The organism is Halorhabdus sp. BNX81, from assembly GCF_029229925.1.
Taxonomy (GTDB): domain Archaea; phylum Halobacteriota; class Halobacteria; order Halobacteriales; family Haloarculaceae; genus Halorhabdus.
In genome coordinates this window covers 2,439,779-2,464,747 of record NZ_CP107254.1, presented here as the reverse complement: position 1 = coordinate 2,464,747, position 24,969 = coordinate 2,439,779, and the positions used below count along the sequence as shown (strand labels likewise).

Below are 24,969 nucleotides of genomic sequence, written 5' to 3'. Positions count from 1 at the left end.
CCGTTGCCGATGACGGATACTGTCGACTCGCAGGCGGTCATGGAGGCGATCGAGTGGCGACGCGGGCAGGTCAACGACGCGATTCCCGAGAACCTCCCGGTCGTCGAGCCCAAGAAGCTCTATGAGGCCTCGCGGTACCTGCTGGACGCCGGCGGCAAGCGACTCCGGCCGACGATCCTGCTGCTCGTAGCCGAGTCGATCGCCGACGTTCCCCCGCGGAGCGAGCCGTATCGGGAGTTCCCGGCTGCCGAGGGCCCGATCGACATGATGTCCGCCGCGGTGAGTATCGAGATCATCCAGTCGTTTACCCTCATCCACGACGACATCATGGACGACGACGACATGCGTCGCGGGGTCCCGGCCGTCCACCGGGAGTTCGACCTCTCGACGGCGATTCTCGCGGGCGACACCCTCTACGCGAAGGCCTTCGAGAACATGCTCGAAACCGGGTCGACCGGCGACCGGTCGGTCCGGGCGCTGTCGGAACTCGCGACGACCTGTACCCAGATCTGTGAGGGCCAGTCGATGGACATCGAGTTCGAGACCGACGAGACGGTCACGACCGAGGACTACCTGGAGATGGTCGAACTCAAAACCGCAGTGCTGTACGCCGCCGCGGCGTCGATCCCCGCGATCCTGATGGGCGAGGACGACTACGTCGATCCGCTCTATCAGTACGGCCTCAACATCGGGCGTGGCTTCCAGATCCAGGACGACCTGCTGGATCTGACGACGCCGAGCGAAAAGCTGGGCAAGCAGCGCGGCAGCGACCTCGTCGAGAACAAGCGCACGATCATCACCGTCCACGCCCGCAATCAGGGCGTCGACGTCGAAAATCTCGTCCCGACCGACGACGTCGAAGCCGTCGACGAGGCGACCATCGACGAGGCCGTTGCCGAGCTAGAGGAAGCCGGCAGTATCGACTTCGCCCGCGAGACGGCCGAGGGACTCATCAGGGACGGCAAACGGAACCTCGAAGTGCTCCCCGACAACGAGTCCCGGGATCTGCTGGAAGGGATCGCGGACTTCCTGATCGAACGCGAGTACTGACCGGCGACCCGGACATTTTCTCGACACCGGATATCGATCTGATAGCGCTGGCTGATCGGGACCCTCTATATGCAGTTGGTGGATTCTAGTTGGCCGGTCACTACTGGATTAGCGACGACTAGAATCCCGATCTTCATCCACACAAATGCTATTATAAAACGCTATAGTATCAATTAGTAATTCTTTTGTATATGGGCAATGCGTATTATATTGATGTCTCACGACAGATTGATCCCCGCAACATCGGACCGTCGTGGTTTTTTTGAAAGCGACTGCAGCAACCATCGGCATCAGTTCGATACCCGTTGGTGTCTCGGCGGAGTCGACGCCCGAACCTGTGGGTGTCAAAGGAACTCGTCGTCAACCAGTGAAACAAAAGCACATCGATAACGCCAGAACGCAAGCCTTGGATGGTATAGAGAACGGAGCCAGTGAAACTGACCAGATCGTGCTTGCAAGTGATCCAACTCCGGAGGAGGGATATCTAGCTGGGTACGCTCTTGTGGTCAAAAACGGTGCACCGATTGAACGAATTTTCCGTGTGAGCGAGCCACAGCCCATCGCCGAAATCCGGGGCGAATCGAAACAATCCCTCCAGCAGGCGTCCACGCATAGTGCCAGAAGCAAGCGGCCTGCAGAAACGCAAGGCAAGTCTCCGGGTGACTATCGGAAACAACAGGAACGTAACGCACATGAGTCGATCGAGCAATTTCTTGCGGAAAACGGAGGGAAATGACAATGCCAGAACCAGAATGGTCTCGGATTGGAACGACAACTGTGAAAGATACCGTCTCTGCCGAATTGGACAATGGAGAAATAAAAGAGGCTGGTAAGGTGGACTTGTTCGTCGAAATGTGGGAAGTGAAAAACGACAGTCGAGATGGCGAAAACTACATCGCCTGTACCCCACGGGCAGGAATCTATCCCGGTACTACATACGCTGCGGGATGGGATGGTACCGAGAACAACGAGACGACGATAACGCAAGACTGGGACGACAATGAGTCCGGCGGGTACGAAATAACCGATTGGGGACCGACGACACCGAAAACCGGTTCACTTGACTGGTCAATGTCCGCCTCGTACACGCCTGGAGGAGTACAAGGCGGAGTTTCGGCGTCCTACGACGTCCCGCATATTGCTCGTGAGATCGAGTCCGTTCCAAATGAGACCGTGGCCCACACATATACGTATCCATCTTCCCCATTCCAATTACTGGATAAAGAAGGTAAAAACCAGTTCGTTGAACTTGAAAATATGGGGGAGAGGTGGATCAAGAATGCAGAAGATGATGAAAAGATGCTGTCCGTAAGTCTTTTCCACGAATTTTATAATCGCTATTCGCCGGCGGACTATTGGAATTACACGGACTTACCAGTATATCCAACGTTCGAGACCTCCGTGTCTTGTGAGCGAAACCACTTATGAACAGTAGCATGTCAACCGACAGTGGGCGCAGAGACGGGACACCATGGATAGTCTTTGCTATCTATATCGTCAGTATTAGTATCGCAGTGGGCGTAAGTAATAGCAGTCCAAGTGCAACGTTTTACGTTGCAATTAGCCTATTCCCCGCAGCTATTGGGTTCATTCTACTGATCAGCTCTCATATCAGTGGACAGCAGGACGAGTCATCTAACGATCAAGAATAGCGGCAGTCCCTGGTATCGCCGGCGATACCGTATGGGGAGATCTGACGGTATATCTGTATCCCGACGACGTTTTGACGACCGCCCTGCAACCGCCAGGTAATGAACGAAGACCTTCGCGAGCGCGTCGAGGAAGCCGCCGAGGCCGACGCGCTGTTCAACGCCTTGAAACACGACAGCGACGCCCAGGTCGGGGCCATTATGGGGCCGCTAATGGGCGAGAACCCGGAGTTCCGGGAGCACGGCGACGAGATCCCCGGTGTCATCGCCCCGGTCGTCGAACGCGTCAACGACTTCTCGACCGGGGAGAAACGCGAGCGACTCGCCGAACTCGCGCCCGAACGGGTCGAAGAACTCGACGCCGAGGAGGAGGCAGACGAGCAGGCACTGCCGGACCTGCCCAACGTCGAGGACGACGACGAGGTTCGGATGCGGGTCGCGCCGAATCCAAACGGTCCCTGGCACATCGGCCACGCCCGGATGGCCGCAGTCGTGGGCTCGTACAAGGACCGCTACGACGGCTACTTCGTCTGCCGGTTCGACGACACCGATCCCGAGACCAAGCGACCTGACCTCGATGCCTACGACGAGATCCTCGATGCGATCGAGTACCTCGGGTTCACGCCGAATCGCGTGCTCAAGGCCAGCGACCGACTGGAGACCTACTACGCCTACGCGCGGGACCTCATCGATCTCGGCGGGGCCTACACCTGCTCGTGTCCGGGCGAGACGTTCTCCGAGTTGAAAAACAACGGCGAGGCCTGCCCGCACCGCGAGAAGGACGCCGCGACCGTCCACGAGGAGTTCGACGCGATGGTCGACGGCGAGTACGATCCCGGCGAGATGGTGCTTCGCGTGAAGACCGACATCGAACACAAGAACCCCGCGCTCCGGGACTGGGTCGCCTTCCGCCTCATCGACACCCCGCATCCTCGCCCGGAAGCCGAAGACTATCGCTGCTGGCCGATGCTCGACTTCCAGAGTGGGATCGACGACCATCTCACGGGCATCACCCACATCATCCGCGGGATCGACCTCCAGGACTCCGCCAAGCGCCAGGGATTCGTCTACGACTACTTCGACTGGGAGTACCCCGAGGTCATCCACTGGGGCCACGTCCAGGTCGAGGAATACGACGTTCCCATGTCGACCTCGACCATCAAGGAACTCATCGAGGCGGGCGATCTCGATGGCTGGGACGACCCACGGGCCCCGACGATCGCTAGCCTCCGGCGGCGGGGCATTCGCGGCGAGGCCATCGTCGACGCGATGACCGAACTCGGCACCTCGACCAGCAACGTCGACCTGGCAATGTCGTCGGTCTACGCGGCCAACCGCGAACGCATCGACGACGACGCCGACCGGGCCTTCTTCGTCCGGGACGGCGTCGAGATGGACCTCTCGGGTGGGCCCGAGCGCGGCCAGCCGCCGATCCACCCCGACCACGAGGAGCGCGGCAAACGGACGATCCCGGTCGGTGGGGCGGTCCTGATCGAGGAAGAGGACCTGCCGCCGGAGGGAGAACTTGTCTGGCTGAAGGGATACGGCTGTGTCCGCCGGACGGGCGAGCGGGCGTTCGAATACACCGACGACGACATCGACGTGGTCCGGGAGGGTGACGTGGACGTGATCCACTGGGTGCCGGCGGCGACGGGCGTCTCTGCCCGACTCCGGACGACCGAGGGCGACGTCACCGGCCACGTCGAACCGGGACTGCTTACTCACGGGGCCGACGAGATGGTCCAGTTCGTCCGCATCGGCTTTGCGCGTCTCGACGCGGTTCCCGAGGCGAGTGATCCGATGGATGTCGGCGAGGACGACGAGCTAGTCGCGTATTTCTCCCATCCCTGAGTGCGGGTGCGTCACTGGAGGAGAAAGCCAATGACGATCACGGAGCTGTAGACGACCAGCACGACGCCGACTGATTTCACGAGCCCGACGTGCCAGTCGGCCGGTTCGACTCGCCCGGCGCGTTTCCGGCCGATCGCGTCGATGATCTCTCGCCACCTGGCGATCGTGTAGCCCCACCTGACCAGGACCAGTCCTCCGACCAGTCCGATCACGGCTACCGCGACGGTACCAGCATTTGCCATGTTCGCCACTGTTCAACTACCGGGAGTATATAGTTATCGTCGAAAAAGGCATTTTCGCAAATACCATCCGCTATCACGTCACCCGTCGATCGAGAGAAAATCTCTCGTGCTTATGGGCAGAAGCAGGACTGACGTCGGTCACGACTTCGTCCTCACGGTCGGTCGTAAGTACGGAACCAGAGCTCTCAGACCTCTGCAACCAGTTCCTCGAACCGTTCGCGCACTTTCTCGACTTTCGGCGCGGCGTGCATCTGACAGTAGGCGTCTGAGGGGTTCTTCTCGAAGTAGTCCTGGTGGTTCTCCTCGATGCGGTAGAAATACTCACCACGGTCGAACACAAAGAAATTGCTCGATTACCGATTCCGATCGATCCACTCACAGAACTTCTCGAAGTCCTTCGCACCTGCCTGCTCCGCGATACTCCGAAGGGTTCCAGTATCGATTTCATCGTGCAGTGGCACGGGCACGGTCCGGGCGTCCGTATCGTGGTTTTCTGGCGGTTCCCACCGGAGAATAGCGTGGTCGCCATTTGTCCGATCCCACACGTAGATCCCACTGTTTACCATCACTTTCACCACTGCTTCACCGGAGAACGGTCCTCGGGACATGTTCACCGACTTACTCAAAAACGTCAGAATCGTCGAGAGAACCGGGTTCGTTTTGCTCCGGTTTGATACCGAGATCCCGCAGCTCTCCGTCGGTCGGTGCATCGCCTGCACCGTGATAGCCAGCCACTGCTTCGTCTAGATTTTCGAGCGCGGACTGTCGGGTCTGTCCCTGTGAGGTGACGCCAGTGTCCTCATCGCGTGCGATCCACCGGTCATCATCTTCCCCGAGAAACAGCGAGATGTTCACCGGCGGCGTCCGTTCGTCGCCGGGATTGTCCACGTCTGTACTCATACTATGGAAAACGTTCGGTTGATAAATAAAGCTGTTGTGAATATGGCAGGCATCAGTCGGCCAGTAATTGTTCGAACCGTTCACGGACTTTTTCGACCTTCGGCGCGGCGTGCATCTGACAGTAGGCGTCTGAGGGGTTCTTCTCGAAGTAGTCCTGGTGTTTCTCCTCGGCGCGATAGAACTCCTCCAGCCGTGTGAGTTCCGTCACGACCTCGTCGTCGTACTCGGCGTCGAGCGCGTCGATGTAGGCGGCGGCCGTCTCGCGCTGGGTCTCGTCGTGATAGAGGACGATCGAGCGGTACTGCGTCCCTACGTCGGGCCCCTGGCGGTTCAACTGGGTCGGGTCGTGTGTGGCGAAGAACACCTCCAGCAACTCATCGTAGGCGATCACGTCCGGGTCGTATTCGACCTGCACCACCTCGGCGTGGCCGGTGTCGCCCGAACAGACTGCCCGGTAGCTGGGGTTCTCGGCGTGCCCGCCGGCGTACCCGGATGTCACCGAGGCGACGCCGTCGAGTTCCTTCATCGCGGCCTCGGTACACCAGAAACACCCGCCGCCGAACGTCGCAGATTCCATACCACCTGTAGGGTCGCGACGCGTATCAGGGTGACGAGCGCGGCGAAAGCCGCGGAGACCGAGCGCGGCGAAAGCCGTGGAAAATATCGACTCGGATCGGCTTCAGTCGTCGGTCTCGGCGACGCTTGTTTCGGCGGCTTCGGCCTCTGCCTGCTCTTCGAGATAGTCGTCGGCGTCCAGGGCGGCCTGGCTGCCCATCCCGGCGGCTGTGACGGCCTGCTGGTAGTGGTAGTCGACGACGTCGCCTGCCCCGAAGATGCCGGGGACGTCCGTTTTCGTCTGACCGCCGCCGTGGCCGCCCACGGTCCGGATGTACCCCGTCTCGTCGAGTTCGACGTCGGTGTCCTCCAGATAGCCGGTGTTGGGCGTGTGGCCGATCGCGAGGAAGACCGCGCCGACGTCGTGCTCGAAGTGCTCGACCTCCTCTGCCTGTTCGGAGTCAAGTTTCTCCTTGGGGTGGCCATCGGGATGGCGGATCAACGAGACGCCTTCGATCCCATCTTCGCGGGAGCCGTGGATCTCGGTCGCCTCGGTGTTGCGCATGATCTCGACGTCGCCCGCGTCGACGTGTTCGGTGATTCGGTCGACCCAGTAGTCCTCAGCGCGGAACTCCTCGCGGCGGTGGGCGAGATAGACCGTGTCGGCGAACTTCGTCAGGAAGGAAGCCTCCTCCATCGCGGCGTCGCCCCCACCGATGACGAGCATGTCCTCGTCCCGGAAGAACGCGCCGTCGCAGGTCGCACACGTCGAGACGCCGTAGCCCATCAGATCGCCCTCGCCGGGGATGCCCAGGGTGCGTGCGCTCGCGCCGCTGGCGGCGATGAAGGCGTCACAGGTGTAGACCGTCCCGTCGGCGAGTTCGACTCGAAACGGCCGCGAGGAATCGTCGATCGACTCGACGAATCCCGTCTCGACGTCGGCCCCGAATCGCTTGGCCTGCTCTTTCATGCGGTTGATCAGCTCCGTGCCGTTGATTCCCTCCGGGAAGCCGGGGAAGTTCGCAACGTCCGTTGTCAAGGTGAGCTGGCCGCCGGGTTCGTCGCCTTCCAGGACGAGCGGATCGTTGTTCGCCCGCCCGGCGTAGACCGCGGCTGTCAGCCCGGCGGTGCCCGAGCCGGCGATGATGAGTCGACGGTGTTCGATCTCGTCAGTCATGACCGTTCCTATCGGTGGCGAGCGTTTGTAGCTTGCGTCCCAGGGAAGGCTCGCGGGATCGATCGCTGGCCCGGCCGGCACCCGATCCCCCCGCTCCGATCCGATTTCGGGACGCTGCGATCGTCTAAAATCAACTCGTTTCAGCCGAAATTGATTTGTGAGTGCTCTTTGATTGTTCGATCATTGTGCAACGGGGTGCCTTCATCGTCGTGGCCGTCCTCTGTGTCCTCGGTGGGGCCATTGCGGTCGGTCCGGGCGCAGCCATAAGTTGTTTTCCCGAGCCTGCTGTCGGCATCCACGTCGACGACGCGGGCGGGTGGTGGATTCCCGTGGAGCGATACGACGGCAACGTGACGATCTACCACCTTCCGGATCGGCGATCAGTCGCTGACAGCCATACCGTCTCCGTGCCCGCAAACCATTCGGAGCCGTCAATACTCGGTCTCGAACGCGGGGACGACGATCAGTGGTACGTACTCACGACCGACCGCGTCCACGTGTTCGGACCGGACTGGGCGCCGACGAACCGCTCGATCGATCTGCCGTCGTCCACTGGAGTGCGGCACGGAGAGGGAGGTATTGCTAGAGACGATGCGGGACGATGGTGGGTTGCCCTGGGCGATGTCCTCTACCGGTATAGCGACACCTGGGAACGCACGGCGACGCTGCACGTCTCGGCCGACGGCGTGAGTGCTATCGACGGCGACGTCCAGGTTCTCCAGGGAAAGACGGTTGCCCGTATCGAGGATCCGGACGGCGATCCGTCCGTGCGGTCGACCTGGTCGATGGGTAGCGAGCTTTCCGACCCGGCGGCGATCACCCGGCCCGACGGTGGCTGGAACGTGCTCGACTCGGACGGAACGGTCTATCGGTACACACCCTATGGACAGTACACCGGGGCTGCAACCGAATTACCGATCGACGCCGGCGACTGTCGCTGGTCGTTCGCGCTGTTCGGTGTGTTGTATTTCCTGTCGCCAGTCCTCATCGCGATCTGGGTGCTCCTCCCGCTCGCGGTGGTCACATTTTTCCGTCCCGTGCGGTGGCTCGAAGTACTCGGTACGTCCGCGGTCGGTCTCGTGGGCGCGTTGGCCGTCAGCAACTACTGGCTTCCCTGGCCGTTCGCAGTGCTCTACTGGCTGCCGGATCTGCTCGTCGGGACGCTGGTAGTACTCACAGTGATCTTTCTCGTTACCCGGTTCATCGACGACGCGCGCCTATCGGTGGTGGCTCTCGTTCTCGTCTCGCCGCTCGTCCTCGTCGCGTTTACTACCTCCCCGTTCGCCCTGTTGGTCGGACCGGCGATTGCACTCACGGTATTCCACTTGCTGGACCGCCGCCGAACGCCACCACAAGCAGGATGAACAGCCCCAGGAGCGCGCCGGCGGCGAACTGCTGTCGCGCTCGCTCGTCCAGTGGTCCCAAACTCGTCCGCGAAAGGAGGGTTCGTCCCCATCCCGCGAACGGCAGCGTCGTCACGACGGTTGCGACACCCAGCCCGACCGCGACGATCGTCGCATACCCGACGAGCACCGTCGGCCCCGCCCCCTTCGGCTCGCCGAGGAGTGCCGCCGGAACCAGCGCGAGCCAGGGGACAGCGCCGGCCCCGATCCGGAGTGCCTGCTCGCGGAGCGACGCCATTGTCTCCTCGGCGCTGGCGTCCGTGCCACCGGCAGTCGCCTGGTCGACCGTCATTTCAAGGGCCGTATCGACCACCGACTGGACATCGAAGAACGCCGACACTCGATCGACCGCGACGACGATCACGACCACGACGAGCGCACCCGTCCCAGCTGCGCCCAGTGCCCTGCCGAGGTGTGCGAGCACGGCGAGTGGATCGCCGCCGACCGCGACCGCCAGCCCGGGTGACCAGGAAAAGAGCCCGACGACGGATAGCAATCCCCCGCCGTAGCGGATAAGGAGCCACCCGGCCAGCAGACTCACTGCAAGCCACCCGAACAGCACCCCTTCGAGTACGACGCGCAACGGTGGAGTGACGAGTAGAACGCCGATCATTGCGCCGGTTACCCATCCAAGGGCAGTCACGCGCCAGTCGCTATGCAGGAGTCGCCCTTCGATCGGCGCGGGTCGGTGATCCCGTCGTAGCCGGGCGAGGCTTCGGGCGACCGCATAGACCAGCACGGTGAAGCCGATCCAGTGCGAACCGAACAGGTAGATCGGCGCACTCAGCCTGTAGAGAAACACGAGCACGGAGAATCCAGTGTCGGCGGCGGTAACCGGGACCACGATCGCCGCGTAGACGACGAGCAAGCCGCGGTTCCGGTACGCGATGAGCAGCGCGGCGGGGACCGCCACTGCGAGGTATGCGCCCGTCACGCGGATCGGCGGATAGCTGATCTCGAGAACGTTTTCACCCGCAATCACCCCGAGTAACCCCACGACGAGGAGGTAAATCGCCGATTCACCGACGCGATCGCCCAGTAACTCCGAGAAGACGGCTTCATTCTCCATGGATCCGTTCACCTCCTTCGAGCAGTATTTCGCGTCGCCGGCCGTCCGTGGTCGCCATTTGGCCACCCGGTGTCGTCGGACGGAATCGCGGGTCCGCGACCGGATCAGATTCCATGGCGGCCCCGAATCCGTCCATTGTTCTTACTGTTCTCTCCTGTTATATTAATCCTAGGGGTGAATCCGCAGGATCTATCTCGTCACCAGCAAACCCGCCCCGGTGACGGGCTGCGATCGGTCACACTCTCAGACGAAGCGCTCGAACACTTCGGCACCCGTCGCGACCTCCCAGAGGTGACCATCCGGGTCGGTGAAGTACGCCGAGTAACCGCCCCAGGCCGTCTCTGCCGGTGGCTTGGTGATCGTCGCCCCGGCCGCCGCCGCTTCGTCGATGAGTGCCTCGACTTCCGCGCGCGTCTCGACGTTGTGTGCCAGCGAGACGTCACCGGTGCCGGTCTCCGCGGGATCGAGGTTCGCTCCCGTGGCGTGGTCGTCGCGTGGATACAGCGCGAGCGCAAAGCCGTTCAGTTCGAACGCGACGAACTCGCCCATCCGTTCGAGGACCGGGAATCCCAGTCCGTCGCGGTAGAATTCGACCGACCGGTCGAGGTCCTCGACGCCGAGCGTGATGACCGTCAATCGTGGCTCCATGCCCGCCACTCTCGTGGCATTGCAGTAAGTTTTGCCGTTACCCGCCGGCCGAACCGCGCGAGTCAGGCCTCGGGTCGATCGCGCGTCTGCTGTCCGAGCGCCCGAGCGAGGGCGATCACGACGCCCAGTCCGGCCTGGACGTCCGGGTCCCGGACGGCCTTCACCAGCCCGATCGCGCCGACTCGCTCGGGGTCGTCGCTGCTCGCCTCGCCGAGTGCAGCCAGCACGTCTTCCAGCCCACGGGCGACGTCGTCGTCCGCGGCGGTGTCGGCGACCTCGCCCAGTCTGGTTCCGGTCGAGGCCAGGGACATCACCATCTCGTCGTCCATGGCTGCGCTTGCAAGCGAGGCCAACTCGGCCAGTTCCAGCAGATCGTCGAGCGTCCCCGTCCGCTGGAGCTGTGCGACCGTCTCGACGCCCTCGGCGAGGTCGTCGGCATTTTCGCCGACCGCTTCGCCGAGTTGAACGGTTTCGTCGGTCGCCATGCCGTCGGCGGCCATCGCGAGATTGGTGCCCGTGCCGGCCAGCGATTGGACCATCTCGTCGTCCATCGCCGACGTGGCGACGTCGGCGGCGTCCAGCAGGTCGTTGACCAGCCCGAGGCGTTCGAGCAATCGGGCGACTTCTTCGGGGTTGTCCGCGACCAGGGATTCGAGATCCGCAGGCTGGTCGGTGCCAGCTTCGGTCGCGTCGTCCGTCCGCTCGGTTGCGCCATCCGTCGGTTCCGATTCGGAATCGCTCACGCGAACCACCTCACAGGAGTCCCCTGGCGGTCAGCCAGTAGGACTCGTTGTACCCCAGTTTCGCCCAGTGGACGGGTTTCGAGGGTTCGCGCATCGTCGGCTCGCTACCGTAGCCGAACTCGACGAAGGTGGCCTCGTCCATCCCCGTCTCGATGAAGCAGACCGTCTTGCCCTCGTAGACCGAGGTTGGCGTCTCCCCGCGAACCCGGCTGGCGATGCGGTCGGCGACGACGCCCGCCTCGTAGTGGGCGACGCTACCGGCTTTGCTCGTCGGGACGTCGGCGACGTCACCGATGGCGTAGACGTCCTCGGCGTGTTCGGCTTCCAGCGTCGCGCGGTCGACCTCGACCCAGGTATCGCCCAGGCCGGCCTCACTCACGAGATCGCTGGCCGTGTGTGGCGGGATGGCGACGAGGAGATCATACTCGAGCTCGTTGCCCTCCATCGTCTCTAAGACTCCTTCGTCGGGATCGACCGCCTCGGCGTTGAAGAACGTCTCGAGGGTGATGTCCCGCTCGTCGAGTTTGGGCGTCGCCCAGTCGGCGATGGATTCGAGGCCGTGGGCCCGCTGAATGGGATAGGTGTAGGTTATCTCGACGTCCTCCCGGAGCCCGCGCTTGCGGAGCCAGTCGTCGGCCATGAAGACGAACTCCAGGGGGGCCGCCGGACACATGTGCGGGACGCCGATGACCGACAGCACGAGGTGACCTTCCTCGAAATCGGCGAGTTCGTCCCGCAGGGACTCGGCACCCTCGGGGCCGTAGAAGTGATGCCCGCCTTCCGCGAGACCCGGGACTGCCTCGGGATCGAGGTTCGCGCCTGTAGCGAGCACCAGGTGGTCGTAGGCGAGTGACTCGCCGCCTTCGAGCGCGACGGCCTTGTCGTCGGTGTCGATCTCCGTCACGCGGTCGACGCGCAGATCGACGCGTCGATCGAGGAGATCCGAAAGCGGTCGTTTGGCCTCCTCGACGGTCTTCTTCCCGAAGGGGACGTAGAGGTAGGCGGGTTTGTAGTGCTGGTGCTCGCCGTCGTTGATCACGGTCACGCTGGCGTCGCCGGCGTCGATCGCCGAACCGAGTTTCTCGGCGAGGCGGTTCGCCAGGACGGTGCCGCCGGTGCCGCCACCGACGACGACGATGTCTTCGGTCATGTGGTCTCGATGTAGATGGCCCAGTAGTCGTCTTCCGCTTGTACTTCGAGCAACTCGTGGCCGGCCTCCTCGAGCCACTCGGGTACGTCGTTCTTCGAGCCCTCGTCGCTCGTGAGCAACTCGATCGTCGTCCCTGCCTCGACCTCTTTGACCTTGCCGATCAGGTCCATCAGCGGACCGGGGCAGGCTGCACCGCGGGAATCGATCTCGACGTCGGGGGTTGGTGTGTCACTCATGATAGTCACCTCAGACGAACAGCACCTGTTTGTCGGACGCACGATTCAGGAAGCCGGCGACGCCCAGCGTGTCGTCGAAGATGTCGACGTAATCGTCGAGATCAGTCCCCATGAGATCCATGATCATCTCACAGGCATAGACCTCCAGCGGACCGATCCCCTTTGCACGCTCGAGCTGTTCGGTGAACAGCGGGACCTCGTCGCCACCGCCTTCGAGCATCGCCTCGCCGGCCGGCCCGGCGACCTGGAAGTCACCGCTCTCGACGCGGTCTTTCTCGAAGGCCGAAAGGCCGTTCATCGTCACGAACACCTGAACCGGCATGTCCGAGGAGGCTGCGATCGAACTGATCATGCTGACCGCCTGTACGCGCTCTAACTCGCCGGATGCAAGCACGACTGCATATCCTGTCATTGGTGTCTCACAGGTCATGATTGGGCCGCCGAGTTTATAGTATTTCGCAATCTTTCCAAGATAGTGAGAACAGTGGGTGAGAGACACACAGAGTTGCTCGCTACTGTGGCGCCAATCCACTCGGTCGTTTTTTGAGGTGGCCGACCGTCTGTCCGGCAATGACTGTCCGCGAGGTCGCCGTCAGGGCCTACAGAGAGGGGCTGCCGGCGTTGTCTGCGAGCCTCGTGGGTGGCCTGCTCGCAGGCGTTGTCCTCGGCGGGATGCGGGCGGAACTCACTGCCATCGACGGGTTGCTCGTTCTGGTTCCGGCGTTGCTCGCCACCCGGGGGAACGTCTATGGCTCGCTTGGGGCGCGGATCGCGACCGCGCTCCACCAGGGGTTTCTCGAACCGCGATTGGGCGATGCTGACGACCGACTCCTCCGGGCAGTGGCGGCGGCGATCGGAAACGGCCTGCTCGCCAGTGCCTTCGCGGCGGTCGTCGCGACGGCCGCGCTTGCCTGGCTGGCCCGGCCTGCCGCCGGCCTGCCAGTCCTCGTGACTGTCGCCGTCATCTCCGGGTTGCTCTCCGGGATCGCGCTGGCGACGACCGTCGTCGTGGTCGTCTTTGCGGGCTTCCGGCGCGGATATAACCCCGATACGCTGGTCGGCCCGCTGGTGACGACCGCGGGCGACGTCTTCGGGATGGCCGCCCTGCTGATCGCCGCCAGGGTGGTCATCTGGGGGGTGGGCTAACCGTGGCCCGCACGGCCTGGACGGTGCGGGCGATCACGCGGGCGATGTTACCGGTCTTGCTCGTGTTGACCACGATCGAGATCGGTAGCGGCCTCGTCCTGGAAACCTTCGAGGCCGATCTGCTGGCCTATCCATCCCTCCTGATTCTCGTGCCCGTCACCATCGGCACGGCGGGCAACCTCGGATCGATCCTCGCCGCGCGGCTCTCGACGGCGTTTCACCTCGGGACGCTCACCTTTGCCGTCGACGACGATCGATTGCTGGGCAACGCCGTTGCCACGGTCGCGCTCGCGCTGACGGTCTTCCCGGTGATCGGCGTCGGTGCCTGGGGACTGGGCGTCCTCACCGGCGGCCCCTCGCTCCCGGTGACGACGGTGCTGGCTGTCGCCGTCACCAGCGGCGCGGTGCTGTCGGTGCTGGCCGTCGCGGTGACCGTCGTGGCGACGTACGTCGCCTACCGGCTGGAACTCGACCCCGACGACGTGGTGATCCCCGTCGTCACGAACGTCTGTGACGTGCTGGGGGTGGTGGTGCTGTTCGTCGTCGTCAGAGTGCTTGTCTAGGCCCCGACATCGCTCAGGCCAGCGCCCGTAGCGTGCTCCAGAAGTCCGGTACGTCCTCGCCGCGCTCGACCCGGACCGGCGTAAATCCGGCCGCGCGGGCACCGTCGATATCGGCGTCGCTGTCCCCGACCATGACGTAGCGCTCGGCCTCGATCGCCTCGCGTGCGCGGTCGAACATCGCCGCGTCGGGCTTGTGTGCGCCGACGTCGTACGAGGCGATAACGGTCTCGAAGTACGAAAGCAGATCGTGGTGTTCTAGCTTGGCGCGCTGAAAATCGGCGACGCCGTCAGTCAACACGCCCAGCGCGTTCGCGTCGCCGAGCGCGTCGAGGCTTGCGCGAGCGTCGTCGCTGACCTGCGTGCGCTCACACTCGGCCTCGCGGAGGGCGTCGACCAGCGCATCCGGGTCGGCGTCGGCCTCGATGTCCTCGTGCTCACAGACGGCTACCATCCCGGCCCGGTAGGGGTCGGATTCGAGTGCGTCGAAGTGCTCGTCGAACGTCGCGAAGTACGTCTCGGCTGCCTCGCTCGGTTCGGTGACGTAGTCCGCGAGAACGTCCGCGACGACCTCCTCGTACGGTTCTGCGAACGTGAGTAGTGTCCCGTCCAGGTCGAAGTAGATGGCCGTCCCCATGAGAGGATTGGCTGATAATTCTCACCGCTATGTTTCTCTTCTTCGATCTACGGGTCTTCTGACTCAATTTCTGGAAATCCACGCTGTCCGTGATGGGTGAAACGTCATTCACAATGTTTTATATAGGGTATGTGTAAATGGAATATGATGAGTGGGAGCGACGACGAGTTTGATCCCGAAGTAGATCTCCTCCGTCGGTATCACGATATGCTCAATACGCAGATGAATTCCATCAACGAAATCGATAACAAAGCCTCGAATACAGCGAAGTTAATCGGAATTCTCTTTAGTCTCACCCTCACAGCCGTTTCTCTCGGAGTAACGACGGAGATCGTTCAGCTTTCAGATACGTCAATACCGTTTTTCGTGATGCTTGCTCTTTCACTCGTGACGTTTCTTCTTGCCCTTCTGTTAAGTATCACTACCTATCTGAGTAGCACGATCATCCATGGACCCACAGCCTCGGTCGGAAGCTACATGGCGAATTATCAGGTCGAGAGCCAGCAATATATCGATATTATGTTGCGAACCTACAGTAAGGCAGTCCGTGAAAACAAAACGGTGATTTTCAAGAATGCGAGCCGATTCAAGAAAGCACTTGCCGTGCTGATGGCTGGATTGATCTACCTGCTCACGTCCGGAATCCTCCTTGTCGTTTCTGTCCTCGAAATCGGTTCGATTTTTCAGTGGCCGATTCTGGCAGTATTTGGGGCCGCTGGCGGGATTGTCGCGTATTATATCGGCGTCAAAGACTACTTAACAATTGAAGCCGAAAATCTTGTCAAGAACAATGGCAACAGAGAATCAGAAACAGAACGCAAAGCCGAGGGGGGATCTGACGGAAGCTGACGGCGTGATCGAGGGGGAAGACGGTGCCCGGATGGAACTCGAATACATCCAAAAGGGTGGCAGTAAAGCGGAAGATGCAGGCGGCGATGACGAGGAGTGACGACAACAGGAGGGCGACCTTCGGGAGTCGGAAGCCGTCGGATTCACCGAAGACGATCGCTGAAAAATAATATCTGCTGATCACTAGCGTACGTTTTCGAACTTCTCATTGAGCAATCCAGCAGCCGTTCCAGCTGTATGTGGCAATAATCAGTTCTGTACCCGCATGAGTCGACGTAATGTTAGGCGCTCCTGTCGGGATCGATCGGCCGGCCGTCCTGGGTCGGCGGTGCGATGTGGTCGATGAACGACTCCACGTCGGGCTCTTCCACCCGGACGCTGACGTGGATCTCGCCGAGTTCGTCGGGTTCGCCGACCGAGAACGTCACCACGCCCTCGAAGGCCGCCTGTTTCTTCAGCGTGAAGCTGAACCGATCGCCCTGCAGCGTGTCGAAGAACACGCCCCGTGCGGTGTCGAGGATTTCCCGCCGGTGGAGGAGTTCCGAAAAGTGCGCTAGATCGTGCGTCTCGGCGTGGAGTTCGCCGGGTCGCTGCTCGACATCGGCGTTCGGGAAGACGTTCGTGATCGCGTCGGCGACCCGGTCGGTCACCTCGGTGTCGTAGACGGGGGCCGTGATCTCGACGTCGACGCTGTAGACTTCGCTCATGCGTTTCCCTCCGCGAGTTCGACACGCTCGTCGTCGGCCAGCGCCGACGGGCCGTCGGTCAATAGTGTCTCAATGCGCTCCTGGAAGTCCGCGAGGCTTCCGGTGTTCGTGATCGTGACGTCGGCCATCTCCATGGCCTCGCCCATGCCGAAACCGAGTTCGCGCTCGTCGCGGTCTTGCAGGCTCTCGCCCCCGTCCTCGACGCTCGCATCCCGGCCGCGGAGGTCGAGCCGGTCGGCCCGCGTCTCGAATGGGGCCTCGACGCTGACGAGCAGGAAATCCCCGCCGAAGGCCGCCTGGAAGCGTTCGACTTCGACGTCCGACCGGATCCCGTCGACGACGACGTGCTCGCTGTCTTCGAGTCCGTCCTCGATGTGGGGGAGCGACGCCTCGGCGATGGCGGCGGGGCCGTTCTCCGCCCGGAGTGCCTTCGCCACCTCCCCGTGGTGGGTCGCCGGGTCGAGTCCGCGGTCGCGACACGCCCCCCGGATCACGTCGCCCATCGTGACGACCGGCACGTCCAGCTCGCGGGCCACCGCCGCGGCCTCGCTCTTCCCGCTGCCCGGCAGCCCCACGATTCCGAAGACTGTCATTGGGATTGATTGGCCGAGGCCGGCTATAAGAACTATCATCTCCAGCTTCGACGCCAGCGTCGAGTCGACGGTGATCCCGGAGACAAATGAAATCAAACGAATGTAGGGAATTACTAGGGTATAGACCAGCCCCTATCGAAATTCGTGAATTTCTCGCTGGTCACGACATATTGTGACTGGATACCATGACGTATGTGCATCGGTAACAAACCTACATAAACAATTATTACGGTTCCGCTCTCACTGTTGTGTATGGCGACAAGCCAGCAATCCCAGTCGGGGTATCACACCTGTAGCTGTGGTGCGTCCTTCGAAACGACGGAGGACCTTCTCGAACACGGTCGAGACGCTCACGGCTTGCACGTATTCTAGGGGTGCTGGCGACGCGGCGGGTTTTTCATGGATGTCGAGCGAGAGTCACTTCTCCATCGACCCGAAGTAGGGGAGAGAAGTGGCGGGCAATCTCCGTCGACCACCTGGAAACGACCGTCCCGTGTCCAGTTTGGATCGGGTATCGTTGGTGCGCCGGAGTCACGAACGGGCTCACGGCCGAACTGCGAATCGTTCCGCCCGCGATCGATTCGACTCGACGAACAGTTCGGGTCGAGAGTCAGGTCGAGAAGCCGTACTCCTCCACCTCTTGGTCGTCCCCGTCCTCAGCGTTCTCGACTGCCAACCCAAGGATGTACGGCGTCACGATCGCGTCGAGGACGGCGATCCCGAGGACGACCCACCGGATCGTCCCATCGAGAAACAGGATCGCGATCGCCGCGAGTGCGAAAGCACCGGAGAGGCCGATCAGCCTGCGAACGCGTGCATCCGCCAGCGGGTTGTCGTCGGTCATGCGGCTGGCAGTTTTTGTGCATGACTGATAAAAACCGATGGTCGCGGCCGTTCGTGCCGAAAGTCGGCGTCCGTCTCGGTGCGCTATTCCTCGCTTGGATCGACTTCGGTGACCAGCCCCGGCTCGTCGCTCGCGATGACGATGATCTGGTCGGTGACGTCCTCCATCGTGTTGGCGAGGTCGTCGAAGAGAATGGCGAGTTCACGGTACATCAGCGCCTCCGCGGTCCCCTCGTCGGCGAAGGCCGTCCGGATGACGTCGTTTTTGATCGAATCGCATCGGCTCTCCATGTCCCGGATCGCCTTGATCTCACCGTAGAGGGTGTCCGAGCCGCTGGTCGTCCCGAGGCCGTGGACGAAGCGCTCGACGACCTCCTCTAGGGTCTCGGTCATGTCGGCGACGTGTTCGGCCATCTCGCGCAGTCCCTGGTAACAGTCGGTGTCAGTCGGCGGCTGCATCATGGCGATCTCGTCGGCGATGCGCTCGGTGACGTTCGCCAGCGAGTCGACCTGCTTGTAGAACTCGATGAGTCCCGACTGGTTGTAGTTGATCCGGGTGTTGAGTAGCCCCATGTCCTCGGGGTCGGAGTTCGTGATCGAACTGATGATCGAGCGGATCATCGTATCGCCCTCGCTCTCCAGTTCGCCGATGCGCTCGACGGTCGCCTCGAAGTCCTCACCGGCCTCGTACTCTTCGAGTAACTGTGGGAGCAACCCGAGACAGTCCTTGAGGGTATCGAGGTACGCGTCCGTCTGCGTTTCGAGCTCTTGCCCGAAGTCGGATTTTCCGGCCATGCGAGAGCCCAGGTTCCCCGAATGGAAAGAGTATTCGTTCCACTTCCGGCACGAAGCTGTCCGATACAGTTGTTTTCCCCTCTCTCACGTCAAAAACGGTCGATTTTCGATCGCATATCCACTGGACTCACTGCTCGTAGATGTAGACGGCTTGTTCCTCGGCATGCGTATCCACGACGATCCATGTCCCGTCCGCCGTCCTAACGTGTCGCTGAATCATCTTGACGCATTAGGACGGTATGAAGTGACCAAAAACGAAGTGTCTCATCTGCTCTACCCTGCTTGATCTTCGGATCACCGGCTGTGTCTTGGATTGGACAATGGCGAATCGACGCAGACAGTCGCCGTCCCACTTCGAGGTGGACTCCTTCACTTCGTTGCTCGCGGGCCAAAAGCCCGCTCGCTCCTACCGAGACGCTCCCTGCGGTCGCGTCTCGCGTCAGTCGTCTGCCTTGCCCTGTTCGGCGGGTCACTTCGTTCCCCGCCTCACTTCGAGGCGGAGTTCACTGCGTTCACTCAGCCTCGCCCTTCTCTATCGGGGCACCAACCAAATTGCCCCACTCGGTCCAGGAACCGTCGTAGTTGATGGCGTCCTCGTAGCCCAGCAGCTCGTGCAGGGCGAACCAGGCGACCGAGGAGCGCTCGCCGATCCGGCAGTAGGCGACCGTCGTGGAGTCGCCGTCGATGCCGTAGTCGCTGTAGAGCTCTGCCAGCTCGTCGAAGTCCTTGAACGTGCCGTCGTCGTTCGTGACGGCCGCCCAGGAGATGTTCTGGGCACCCGGGACGTGACCGCCGCGCTGGGCGGTCTCCTGGAGGCCCGGCGGCGCGAGGATGTCGCCGCGGAACTCCTCTGGGCTTCGAACGTCGACCAGCGGCAGGCCACGCTCGATGGCGTTCTCGACGTCCTCGCGATACGCACGGATGGATTCTCGCGGCCCACTTGCGTCGTACTCGACGGCCGAGAAGTCGGGCACCTCGCTCGTCGTCGGATAGTCGTTCTCGACCCAGTACTCGCGACCGCCGTCGAGCAGCTTCACGTCGTCGTGGCCGTAGTACTTGAACTGCCAGTAGGTGTAGGCGGCAAACCAGTTGGAGTTGTCACCGTAGAGGACGACCGTCGAGTCCTCGCTGATGCCGTGGGAACCCAGCAGGTCCTCGAAGTCCTCTTTGCTGAGGATGTCCCGCGTCGTCTGATCCTGGAGCTGACTCTCCCAGTTGAACCCGATCGCGCCGGGGGCGTGAGCCTCGTCGTATGCTTCGGTGTCGACGTCTACTTCCACCAGTCGATGCGCCGGATCGTCACTTTCGAATTCCGAAAGGTTGTCCTCGACCCAGTCCGCGGAGACGAGAACGTCGTTTGCGTACTCAGTCATGATGCATCCTACCCTACACACGGGACTAATAAAGCTGCTGACGTATCGGCAGGTACGGCCACTCCTCGCCCGTAGTGGCAGGTCTTGCCGTCTGGCGGCAGTACTCGATACGTCGGTCGAACACGAACCCATGCCCGCCCGTCGAACCCGCGCTGGGACGGCTGGGGCGTCCCCCCGACATGCAAATGTTTCCGCTATCTCCGAGCACTGGCAGGTGGGGGTGGCGTCCACACGTTCAAATCACGGGCGAGCGAACGGCAGGTAATGACTGATATCGTTTCGACAGCCTGGGTCGCCGATCGACTGTCGGATGTCCGCCTCGTCGACGTCCGGGACGCCTGGGAGTACGAGGGCATCGGCCACCTGCCCGGTGCGGTCTCGATCCCCTTCGATTCGTTCCGGGCCAGCGAGGGCGACGACGGCATGTTGCCCGGCGAGGATGTCTTCGCCGACCTGCTGTCGGATGCGGGGATCGCACCCGAGGACGACATCGTCGCCTACGACGACACCCACGGCGTCTTCGCCGCGCGGTTTCTCGTGACTGCGGAGCTGTACGGCCACGATCCCGACCGGCTGCATCTGCTCGACGGGGACTTCAGCGCCTGGCAGCGCGACCACCCGACGACCGACGAGGTGCCCGATGTAACTCTCACCGAGTACAAAGTCGATCGACCGGCCGAGTCGACGCTGGTCGGTCGCGAAGCCGTCGCGGCGGCCATCGACACCGACGCGGTGATCGTCGACACGCGCGAGCGATGGGAATACGAGGAGGGACACATCCCCGGCGCGGTCCAGCTCGACTGGCGGGACCTCGTCGACGACGAGACGCGCGGGATCAAACCACGCGAGGAGATTGAGGCGATCCTCGAACCGAAGGGGATCACGCCCGACAGCCGGATCGTCCTCTACTGCAATACTGCCCGGCGGATCAGCCACACCTACGTCGTTCTCCAGCACCTGGGCTATGGGAACCTTGCCTTCTACGAGGGAAGTTTGACGGAGTGGGAGGCTGCGGGCGAACCGATCGAGACTGTCGAGTAGGTCACTCTCGATCCTGCGGCCGTCAGGCCTCGGCGTCGGGGTGTTGTTCCGATGCCAGCAGTTCCACCGATTCCGCGAGCAGCGCCACCACGACCGGTCCGGCGATGATCCCGATCGCCCCCGTCGAGAGGATCCCGCCGGTGAACCCGATGAAGTAGAGACTCCCCGGTAGATCGGCGGCGACTTCCGAGAGCCGCGGCCTGATGAGCACGTCCGGCAAACCGGCGACGAACACGAGCCCGACCGTCCCCACGAGGATCGCCCCTGTGACGTTCTCGGCGAGGACTTCGGTGACGACGAGCACGCCGATCAACACGCTCGGCCCGATGATCGGCACGAACTGCAGCACGCCGCTCAGAACGGCGAGCGTGAGCGTCGCGTCGTACCCGAGGACGAAAAACACCGGCAGCGCAATCAGAAACGTCCCCACACCGGTTGCCCCCTGGAGGACGTATAGCCCGAAGAGCGTGTCCTGGAGTCGTTCGTGGAGCGCTTCGACGATATCGTGATACTCGACGGGAACGGTTCGACGGAGTGCCCGTGCGGGCATGGTCGGTTTGAGCAACAGCGCGTACACCAGCAGAACGAACAGGAAGAACTTCAACGCGAGCGCTGGTGCCGCACTCGCCGCGCTGATCGCCACGTCCTCGGCCAGTTGCTGTGCCGTCTGGATCATCGTCGACAGGTCGACCGTATACGTCGTTTCCAGCGCTGTCACGGAGAATTCCTCGGGAAGGTTTTCGATCAGCTCGAAGAAGACGGACCGCCGAACGTATACCGCGTATCCGAGGGGTGTAAGCACGCCCAGGGCCACCACAAAGGCGACAGCCGTACTCAGGCCTGCGGCGACTCGGGGGCCGACCCCCCTGGCCGACAGTCGACGCCGCACCGGATACAGGACGTACGCCACCGTGATGGCAAAAAAGACCGTCCAGAAGACACTCCACAGCGTCAGTACCGCAAGCGTGACTATCGCTCCGAACAGACCCACCAACACGAGAACGCGGCGAGACGGCGGCATGTCCCTCCTTCTCGGGGCACCCGCTTAACCTTTTTTGGGTCCGGACCGTGTCCCCCGACCGGTGGCTATGTTTGCCAATATTCTTCAATCCTGGGAGCTGTTCACATAACAAATATCCGTGTGCCCTCTGAATAGCTTCTCTCGTCCAACATCCCGGATGGATCTTGAATCGCGACCAGTCCATCACATTCTACCATATATGTTTTCATGGAGTGAGAATACGGTGCATTCCTTTACAGGATGTACCGGTAAGACTCTCTTATATGGCAACGCTAGAACGCGTCAAGCAATCGTTGCAGTCGGAGGAGTCCGAAATCGGGGCCGATTCGGACATCATTCCGGCCGACGCCGGGGTCGAGGACGTCTGTGACGAGGAGATCGAGACGGTCGAGGAGATACTCACGGACGTTCGCCCGGAGAAACGCGGTGTCATCCCGGCACTCCAACAGGTTCAGGACGAATACGGCTACCTGCCGAAGTTCGCGTTCGAACTGATCGCCCATCACTGCGAGAAGTCACTCGCCGACATTTACAGTACGGCCTCGTTCTACTCGCAGTTCCACCTCGAGCCACGGGGCGACTACAGCATCAGGGTGTGTACCGGCACAGCCTGTCACGTGGCGGGGGCCGATGCGGTGTCCGACGAGTTGCAGGACGAACTCGGCGTCGGCCTCGACGAGGTCACCGACGACGGGAAGTTCACGATCGAGCACGTCCGGTGTGTCGGGGCGTGTGGACTCGCGCCGGTCGTCACCGTCGACGACGATGTCCACGGACCGATCGAGCCTGACGACGCCGAGACGATCATCGAGGAATACAGCGAGCGAGGTGAGTGATCATGGCTGAAGTACTCCAGCGACCGACCGATATCGACACTGTCGACGGACAGATCCGCGTCGTCGTCTGTCAGGGAACCGGGTGTATGTCCTCTGGCTCCGACGAAGTGTACGAGGCACTCCGGGCGGAGATCGACGCGCTCGCCGGGGTCGACAACGTCGCTCTTTCCTGGAGCGAGGGCGATATCGATCACGAGGAACTCGGTGTCGAACCGAAGAAGAGTGGCTGTCACGGGTTCTGTGAACTCGGTCCGCTCGTCCGGATCGACCCGATGAACGTCCTCTACACGCAGGTCGACGTCGACGACGTCGAAGAGATCGTCGAGAAGACGATCCGGAACGGCGAGGTCATCGAGGACCTCTGTTTCGAGGACGAGACCGGCAAACGCCAGTCCCGGACCGACGACATCCCGTTCTATTCCGAGCAGCGCCGTCTGGCGTTGGGCAACTGTGGGCGCATCGACCCCGAGAGCGTCGAGGAGTACGAGGCCACCGGCGGCTACGAGGCGATGCAGACGGTCCTCACCGAGATGGACCCCGAAGACGTCTACGCGGAAGTTCAGGACGCCGGCCTCCGTGGTCGTGGTGGCGGCGGGTTCCCGGCGGGCAACAAGTGGATGTTTGCCCACCAGGAAGACGCCAGCGAGAAATACGTCATCGCCAACTGTGACGAGGGCGACCCCGGGGCGTTCATGGACCGGTGTCTGGTCGAGGGCGATCCCCACCGCGTCATCGAGGGCATGGTTATCGCCGGCTACGCCACCGGTGCCAACGACGGGATCATCTACCTCCGCGCGGAGTACCCGCTTGCGGTCGAGCGCATCCAGCAGGCCATCGAGGACGCCTACGAGGAAGGCTACCTCGGGACGAACATCATGGGCACCGGCTTCGACTTCGACTTCGAGGTCGAGAAGGGAGCCGGCGCGTTCGTCTGTGGCGAGGAGACGGCGCTGATGGCCTCCATCGAGGGCGGGGCCGGCCGGCCGTCCCCGCGTCCACCCTACCCCGCCCAGTCCGGCCTCGAGGACAAGCCGACGACGATCAACAACGTCGAGACCCTGGCTAACGTCCCGCTGATCATCACCAACGGTGCCGAGTGGTTCAAACAGTACGGTAGCGAGGACAGCCCCGGTACCAAGACCTTCGCGGTCTCCGGGGACTGCTCGGCGACGGGGCTGATGGAGATCCCGATGGGACTGACCCTCCAGGAGATCCTCGACGTCGCCGGCGGTATCGAGGGCGACAAGGAGTTCAAGGCGGTACAGATCGGGGGGCCCTCCGGCGGGTGTCTCGCGGAGAAACACCTGGACATGCCGGTCACCTTCGACTCCCTCCAGGAGGAGGGGGCGATGCTGGGCTCGGGTGGTCTCGTGGTGATGGACGACGAGACCTGTATGGTCGACGTCGCGCGCTTTTTCCTCGATTTCACCCAGGACGAGTCCTGTGGCAAGTGTCCGCCCTGCCGGATCGGGACCCACAAGATGTTGCGCATTCTCGAGCGCATCACCAACGGCGAGGGCGAACCCGGCGACATCGATCGCTTAGAGGAACTCGGCGAGACGATCGCCGAGAGTTCCCTGTGTGGGCTGGGCCAGACGGCGCCCAACCCGGTGTTGAGCACGCTCGAACACTTCCGGGACGAGTACGAGGCCCACATCTACGACGACGAGTGTCCCGCCGGCGAGTGCGAGATCGGCGGCGGGGATCACGCGGGCACGTACAAGATCGCCGCCCAGGAGTGTGTCGGCTGTGGACAGTGTGTCGACGTCTGTCCGGTCGACGCCATCTCCGGGGAGACCGGCGAGGCACACACGATCGATCCGGAAACCTGCGTCGGCTGTGGACAGTGTGTCGAGGCGTGTCCGACCGACGCCATCGACATGAGGACGTGATAG

29 protein-coding genes and 1 pseudogene are annotated in these 24,969 nt (G+C 62.3%); 11 read left to right on the top strand and 19 right to left on the bottom strand.

The window, feature by feature from the left end; genetic code table 11:
- Positions 1-9: 9 nt before the first annotated feature.
- From HBNXHr_RS12425 to HBNXHr_RS12410, 4 genes are all read left to right on the top strand, one after another.
- Complete coding sequence (locus HBNXHr_RS12425; protein ID WP_275882370.1) at positions 10-1,050, top strand: polyprenyl synthetase family protein; 1,041 nt, start codon at positions 10-12, stop codon at positions 1,048-1,050.
- Between the two features lie 262 nt (positions 1,051-1,312).
- Positions 1,313-1,786 carry a hypothetical protein gene (locus HBNXHr_RS12420; RefSeq protein ID WP_275882369.1) on the top strand — a complete coding sequence of 158 codons (474 nt, stop codon included), beginning with the start codon at positions 1,313-1,315 and terminating at the stop codon, positions 1,784-1,786.
- A 2-nt stretch (positions 1,787-1,788) separates the two neighbouring features.
- Positions 1,789-2,478: a hypothetical protein gene (locus HBNXHr_RS12415; RefSeq protein WP_275882368.1), complete on the top strand. Its 690-nt coding sequence runs from the start codon at positions 1,789-1,791 to the stop codon at positions 2,476-2,478.
- Positions 2,479-2,801: 323 nt separating this feature from the next.
- Entirely contained in the window at positions 2,802-4,550 is a 1,749-nt protein-coding gene (locus tag HBNXHr_RS12410; RefSeq protein WP_275882367.1) for a glutamate--tRNA ligase, read from the top strand.
- Between the two features lie 11 nt (positions 4,551-4,561).
- Here the strand turns inward: HBNXHr_RS12410 and HBNXHr_RS12405 are convergent, their stop codons facing one another.
- The 6 genes and pseudogenes from HBNXHr_RS12405 to HBNXHr_RS12380 form a co-directional block, all read right to left on the bottom strand.
- Positions 4,562-4,792, bottom strand: a complete 231-nt coding sequence (locus HBNXHr_RS12405; protein ID WP_275882366.1) for a hypothetical protein — start codon at positions 4,790-4,792, stop codon at positions 4,562-4,564.
- 185 nt (positions 4,793-4,977) lie between these two features.
- Positions 4,978-5,115: pseudogene (locus tag HBNXHr_RS12400) on the bottom strand (peptide-methionine (S)-S-oxide reductase); the annotation flags it as partial.
- Positions 5,116-5,145: 30 nt separating this feature from the next.
- Positions 5,146-5,400 carry a type II toxin-antitoxin system HicA family toxin gene (locus HBNXHr_RS12395; protein WP_275737882.1) on the bottom strand — a complete coding sequence of 85 codons (255 nt, stop codon included), beginning with the start codon at positions 5,398-5,400 and terminating at the stop codon, positions 5,146-5,148.
- A gap of 10 nt (positions 5,401-5,410) precedes the next feature.
- Complete coding sequence (locus HBNXHr_RS12390) at positions 5,411-5,692, bottom strand: type II toxin-antitoxin system HicB family antitoxin (RefSeq protein WP_275737884.1); 282 nt, start codon at positions 5,690-5,692, stop codon at positions 5,411-5,413.
- 52 nt (positions 5,693-5,744) lie between these two features.
- Complete coding sequence (gene msrA / locus HBNXHr_RS12385) at positions 5,745-6,269, bottom strand: peptide-methionine (S)-S-oxide reductase MsrA (protein ID WP_275882365.1); 525 nt, start codon at positions 6,267-6,269, stop codon at positions 5,745-5,747.
- 102 nt (positions 6,270-6,371) lie between these two features.
- Complete coding sequence (locus HBNXHr_RS12380) at positions 6,372-7,424, bottom strand: FAD-dependent oxidoreductase (protein WP_275882364.1); 1,053 nt, start codon at positions 7,422-7,424, stop codon at positions 6,372-6,374.
- Positions 7,425-7,609: 185 nt separating this feature from the next.
- Here HBNXHr_RS12380 and HBNXHr_RS12375 point away from each other — a divergent pair, with 185 nt between their 5' ends.
- Positions 7,610-8,788, top strand: a complete 1,179-nt coding sequence (locus HBNXHr_RS12375; RefSeq protein ID WP_275882363.1) for a hypothetical protein — start codon at positions 7,610-7,612, stop codon at positions 8,786-8,788.
- Here HBNXHr_RS12375 and HBNXHr_RS12370 read toward each other — a convergent pair.
- From HBNXHr_RS12370 to HBNXHr_RS12345, 6 genes are all read right to left on the bottom strand, one after another.
- Positions 8,736-9,896, bottom strand: coding sequence for a hypothetical protein (locus tag HBNXHr_RS12370; protein WP_275882362.1), 1,161 nt, complete (start codon positions 9,894-9,896; stop codon positions 8,736-8,738). The two genes, HBNXHr_RS12375 and HBNXHr_RS12370, sit on opposite strands and share 53 nt — an antisense overlap.
- 243 nt (positions 9,897-10,139) lie before the next feature.
- Positions 10,140-10,544, bottom strand: coding sequence for a VOC family protein (locus HBNXHr_RS12365; RefSeq protein WP_275882361.1), 405 nt, complete (start codon positions 10,542-10,544; stop codon positions 10,140-10,142).
- Between the two features lie 62 nt (positions 10,545-10,606).
- A complete protein-coding gene (locus HBNXHr_RS12360) occupies positions 10,607-11,287 on the bottom strand; it encodes a DUF1641 domain-containing protein (protein ID WP_275882360.1) in 681 nt (226 codons plus the stop codon).
- 10 nt (positions 11,288-11,297) lie between these two features.
- A complete protein-coding gene (locus HBNXHr_RS12355; RefSeq protein ID WP_275882359.1) occupies positions 11,298-12,437 on the bottom strand; it encodes an FAD/NAD(P)-binding oxidoreductase in 1,140 nt (379 codons plus the stop codon).
- Positions 12,434-12,673: a sulfurtransferase TusA family protein gene (locus HBNXHr_RS12350; protein WP_275737899.1), complete on the bottom strand. Its 240-nt coding sequence runs from the start codon at positions 12,671-12,673 to the stop codon at positions 12,434-12,436. Before HBNXHr_RS12350 ends, HBNXHr_RS12355 begins: the two co-directional genes overlap by 4 nt.
- A 10-nt stretch (positions 12,674-12,683) precedes the next feature.
- Positions 12,684-13,085 (bottom strand): DsrE/DsrF/DrsH-like family protein, encoded by a 402-nt coding sequence (locus HBNXHr_RS12345; protein WP_275737901.1) that lies wholly within the window; start codon positions 13,083-13,085, stop codon positions 12,684-12,686.
- 158 nt (positions 13,086-13,243) lie between these two features.
- Here HBNXHr_RS12345 and HBNXHr_RS12340 point away from each other — a divergent pair, with 158 nt between their 5' ends.
- Positions 13,244-13,819, top strand: a complete 576-nt coding sequence (locus HBNXHr_RS12340) for a magnesium transporter (RefSeq protein WP_275882358.1) — start codon at positions 13,244-13,246, stop codon at positions 13,817-13,819.
- Between the two features lie 44 nt (positions 13,820-13,863).
- Entirely contained in the window at positions 13,864-14,382 is a 519-nt protein-coding gene (locus tag HBNXHr_RS12335) for a magnesium transporter (protein WP_275883723.1), read from the top strand.
- A 13-nt stretch (positions 14,383-14,395) separates the two neighbouring features.
- Here the strand turns inward: HBNXHr_RS12335 and HBNXHr_RS12330 are convergent, their stop codons facing one another.
- Positions 14,396-15,016, bottom strand: a complete 621-nt coding sequence (locus HBNXHr_RS12330) for an HAD family hydrolase (protein ID WP_275882357.1) — start codon at positions 15,014-15,016, stop codon at positions 14,396-14,398.
- Between the two features lie 147 nt (positions 15,017-15,163).
- On the opposite strand from HBNXHr_RS12330, the gene HBNXHr_RS12325 reads away from it, so the two are divergent.
- Entirely contained in the window at positions 15,164-15,865 is a 702-nt protein-coding gene (locus HBNXHr_RS12325; protein WP_275882356.1) for a hypothetical protein, read from the top strand.
- A gap of 281 nt (positions 15,866-16,146) precedes the next feature.
- Here HBNXHr_RS12325 and HBNXHr_RS12320 read toward each other — a convergent pair whose 3' ends face one another.
- The 5 genes from HBNXHr_RS12320 to HBNXHr_RS12300 form a co-directional block, all read right to left on the bottom strand.
- Positions 16,147-16,572 (bottom strand): RNA-binding domain-containing protein, encoded by a 426-nt coding sequence (locus tag HBNXHr_RS12320; protein ID WP_015789828.1) that lies wholly within the window; start codon positions 16,570-16,572, stop codon positions 16,147-16,149.
- Positions 16,569-17,165 carry an AAA family ATPase gene (locus HBNXHr_RS12315; RefSeq protein WP_275882355.1) on the bottom strand — a complete coding sequence of 199 codons (597 nt, stop codon included), beginning with the start codon at positions 17,163-17,165 and terminating at the stop codon, positions 16,569-16,571. Before HBNXHr_RS12315 ends, HBNXHr_RS12320 begins: the two co-directional genes overlap by 4 nt.
- A gap of 610 nt (positions 17,166-17,775) precedes the next feature.
- A complete protein-coding gene (locus tag HBNXHr_RS12310) occupies positions 17,776-18,009 on the bottom strand; it encodes a hypothetical protein (protein ID WP_275882354.1) in 234 nt (77 codons plus the stop codon).
- 83 nt (positions 18,010-18,092) lie between these two features.
- Positions 18,093-18,803, bottom strand: coding sequence for a DUF47 family protein (locus HBNXHr_RS12305; protein ID WP_275882353.1), 711 nt, complete (start codon positions 18,801-18,803; stop codon positions 18,093-18,095).
- Positions 18,804-19,315: 512 nt separating this feature from the next.
- The gene (locus HBNXHr_RS12300; protein ID WP_275882352.1) at positions 19,316-20,176 is read right to left on the bottom strand and encodes a sulfurtransferase; all 861 of its coding nucleotides are present in this window, start codon (positions 20,174-20,176) and stop codon (positions 19,316-19,318) included.
- A 264-nt stretch (positions 20,177-20,440) separates the two neighbouring features.
- Here HBNXHr_RS12300 and HBNXHr_RS12295 point away from each other — a divergent pair, with 264 nt between their 5' ends.
- The gene (locus HBNXHr_RS12295; RefSeq protein WP_275882351.1) at positions 20,441-21,217 is read left to right on the top strand and encodes a rhodanese-like domain-containing protein; all 777 of its coding nucleotides are present in this window, start codon (positions 20,441-20,443) and stop codon (positions 21,215-21,217) included.
- 22 nt (positions 21,218-21,239) lie between these two features.
- Here HBNXHr_RS12295 and HBNXHr_RS12290 read toward each other — a convergent pair whose 3' ends face one another.
- Positions 21,240-22,238, bottom strand: a complete 999-nt coding sequence (locus HBNXHr_RS12290) for an AI-2E family transporter (protein ID WP_275737921.1) — start codon at positions 22,236-22,238, stop codon at positions 21,240-21,242.
- A gap of 263 nt (positions 22,239-22,501) precedes the next feature.
- Here HBNXHr_RS12290 and HBNXHr_RS12285 point away from each other — a divergent pair, with 263 nt between their 5' ends.
- Together HBNXHr_RS12285 and HBNXHr_RS12280 are read left to right on the top strand one after the other, a co-directional pair.
- On the top strand, positions 22,502-23,074 hold the full coding sequence (locus HBNXHr_RS12285) for an NAD(P)H-dependent oxidoreductase subunit E (protein ID WP_275737923.1): 573 nt from the start codon (positions 22,502-22,504) through the stop codon (positions 23,072-23,074).
- A 2-nt stretch (positions 23,075-23,076) separates the two neighbouring features.
- Positions 23,077-24,966, top strand: a complete 1,890-nt coding sequence (locus HBNXHr_RS12280; protein WP_275882350.1) for an NADH-ubiquinone oxidoreductase-F iron-sulfur binding region domain-containing protein — start codon at positions 23,077-23,079, stop codon at positions 24,964-24,966.
- Positions 24,967-24,969 lie beyond the last annotated feature (3 nt).

Bases quoted from the DNA above. Each gene is read 5' to 3' on its own strand.
- HBNXHr_RS12425 (WP_275882370.1), top strand. From the start codon at position 10: ATGACGGATACTGTCGACTCGCAGGCGGTCATGGAGGCGATCGAGTGG.
- HBNXHr_RS12415 (WP_275882368.1), top strand. From the start codon at position 1,789: ATGCCAGAACCAGAATGGTCTCGGATTGGAACGACAACTGTGAAAGAT.
- HBNXHr_RS12410 (WP_275882367.1), top strand. From the start codon at position 2,802: ATGAACGAAGACCTTCGCGAGCGCGTCGAGGAAGCCGCCGAGGCCGAC.
- HBNXHr_RS12405 (WP_275882366.1), bottom strand. From the start codon at position 4,792: ATGGCAAATGCTGGTACCGTCGCGGTAGCCGTGATCGGACTGGTCGGA.
- HBNXHr_RS12395 (WP_275737882.1), bottom strand. From the start codon at position 5,400: ATGTCCCGAGGACCGTTCTCCGGTGAAGCAGTGGTGAAAGTGATGGTA.
- HBNXHr_RS12390 (WP_275737884.1), bottom strand. From the start codon at position 5,692: ATGAGTACAGACGTGGACAATCCCGGCGACGAACGGACGCCGCCGGTG.
- msrA (WP_275882365.1), bottom strand. From the start codon at position 6,269: ATGGAATCTGCGACGTTCGGCGGCGGGTGTTTCTGGTGTACCGAGGCC.
- HBNXHr_RS12380 (WP_275882364.1), bottom strand. From the start codon at position 7,424: ATGACTGACGAGATCGAACACCGTCGACTCATCATCGCCGGCTCGGGC.
- HBNXHr_RS12370 (WP_275882362.1), bottom strand. From the start codon at position 9,896: ATGGAGAATGAAGCCGTCTTCTCGGAGTTACTGGGCGATCGCGTCGGT.
- HBNXHr_RS12365 (WP_275882361.1), bottom strand. From the start codon at position 10,544: ATGGAGCCACGATTGACGGTCATCACGCTCGGCGTCGAGGACCTCGAC.
- HBNXHr_RS12355 (WP_275882359.1), bottom strand. From the start codon at position 12,437: ATGACCGAAGACATCGTCGTCGTCGGTGGCGGCACCGGCGGCACCGTC.
- HBNXHr_RS12350 (WP_275737899.1), bottom strand. From the start codon at position 12,673: ATGAGTGACACACCAACCCCCGACGTCGAGATCGATTCCCGCGGTGCA.
- HBNXHr_RS12345 (WP_275737901.1), bottom strand. From the start codon at position 13,085: ATGACAGGATATGCAGTCGTGCTTGCATCCGGCGAGTTAGAGCGCGTA.
- HBNXHr_RS12340 (WP_275882358.1), top strand. From the start codon at position 13,244: ATGACTGTCCGCGAGGTCGCCGTCAGGGCCTACAGAGAGGGGCTGCCG.
- HBNXHr_RS12335 (WP_275883723.1), top strand. From the start codon at position 13,864: ATGTTACCGGTCTTGCTCGTGTTGACCACGATCGAGATCGGTAGCGGC.
- HBNXHr_RS12330 (WP_275882357.1), bottom strand. From the start codon at position 15,016: ATGGGGACGGCCATCTACTTCGACCTGGACGGGACACTACTCACGTTC.
- HBNXHr_RS12325 (WP_275882356.1), top strand. From the start codon at position 15,164: ATGAGTGGGAGCGACGACGAGTTTGATCCCGAAGTAGATCTCCTCCGT.
- HBNXHr_RS12320 (WP_015789828.1), bottom strand. From the start codon at position 16,572: ATGAGCGAAGTCTACAGCGTCGACGTCGAGATCACGGCCCCCGTCTAC.
- HBNXHr_RS12315 (WP_275882355.1), bottom strand. From the start codon at position 17,165: ATGACAGTCTTCGGAATCGTGGGGCTGCCGGGCAGCGGGAAGAGCGAG.
- HBNXHr_RS12310 (WP_275882354.1), bottom strand. From the start codon at position 18,009: ATGACCGACGACAACCCGCTGGCGGATGCACGCGTTCGCAGGCTGATC.
- HBNXHr_RS12305 (WP_275882353.1), bottom strand. From the start codon at position 18,803: ATGGCCGGAAAATCCGACTTCGGGCAAGAGCTCGAAACGCAGACGGAC.
- HBNXHr_RS12300 (WP_275882352.1), bottom strand. From the start codon at position 20,176: ATGACTGAGTACGCAAACGACGTTCTCGTCTCCGCGGACTGGGTCGAG.
- HBNXHr_RS12295 (WP_275882351.1), top strand. From the start codon at position 20,441: ATGACTGATATCGTTTCGACAGCCTGGGTCGCCGATCGACTGTCGGAT.
- HBNXHr_RS12290 (WP_275737921.1), bottom strand. From the start codon at position 22,238: ATGCCGCCGTCTCGCCGCGTTCTCGTGTTGGTGGGTCTGTTCGGAGCG.
- HBNXHr_RS12285 (WP_275737923.1), top strand. From the start codon at position 22,502: ATGGCAACGCTAGAACGCGTCAAGCAATCGTTGCAGTCGGAGGAGTCC.
- HBNXHr_RS12280 (WP_275882350.1), top strand. From the start codon at position 23,077: ATGGCTGAAGTACTCCAGCGACCGACCGATATCGACACTGTCGACGGA.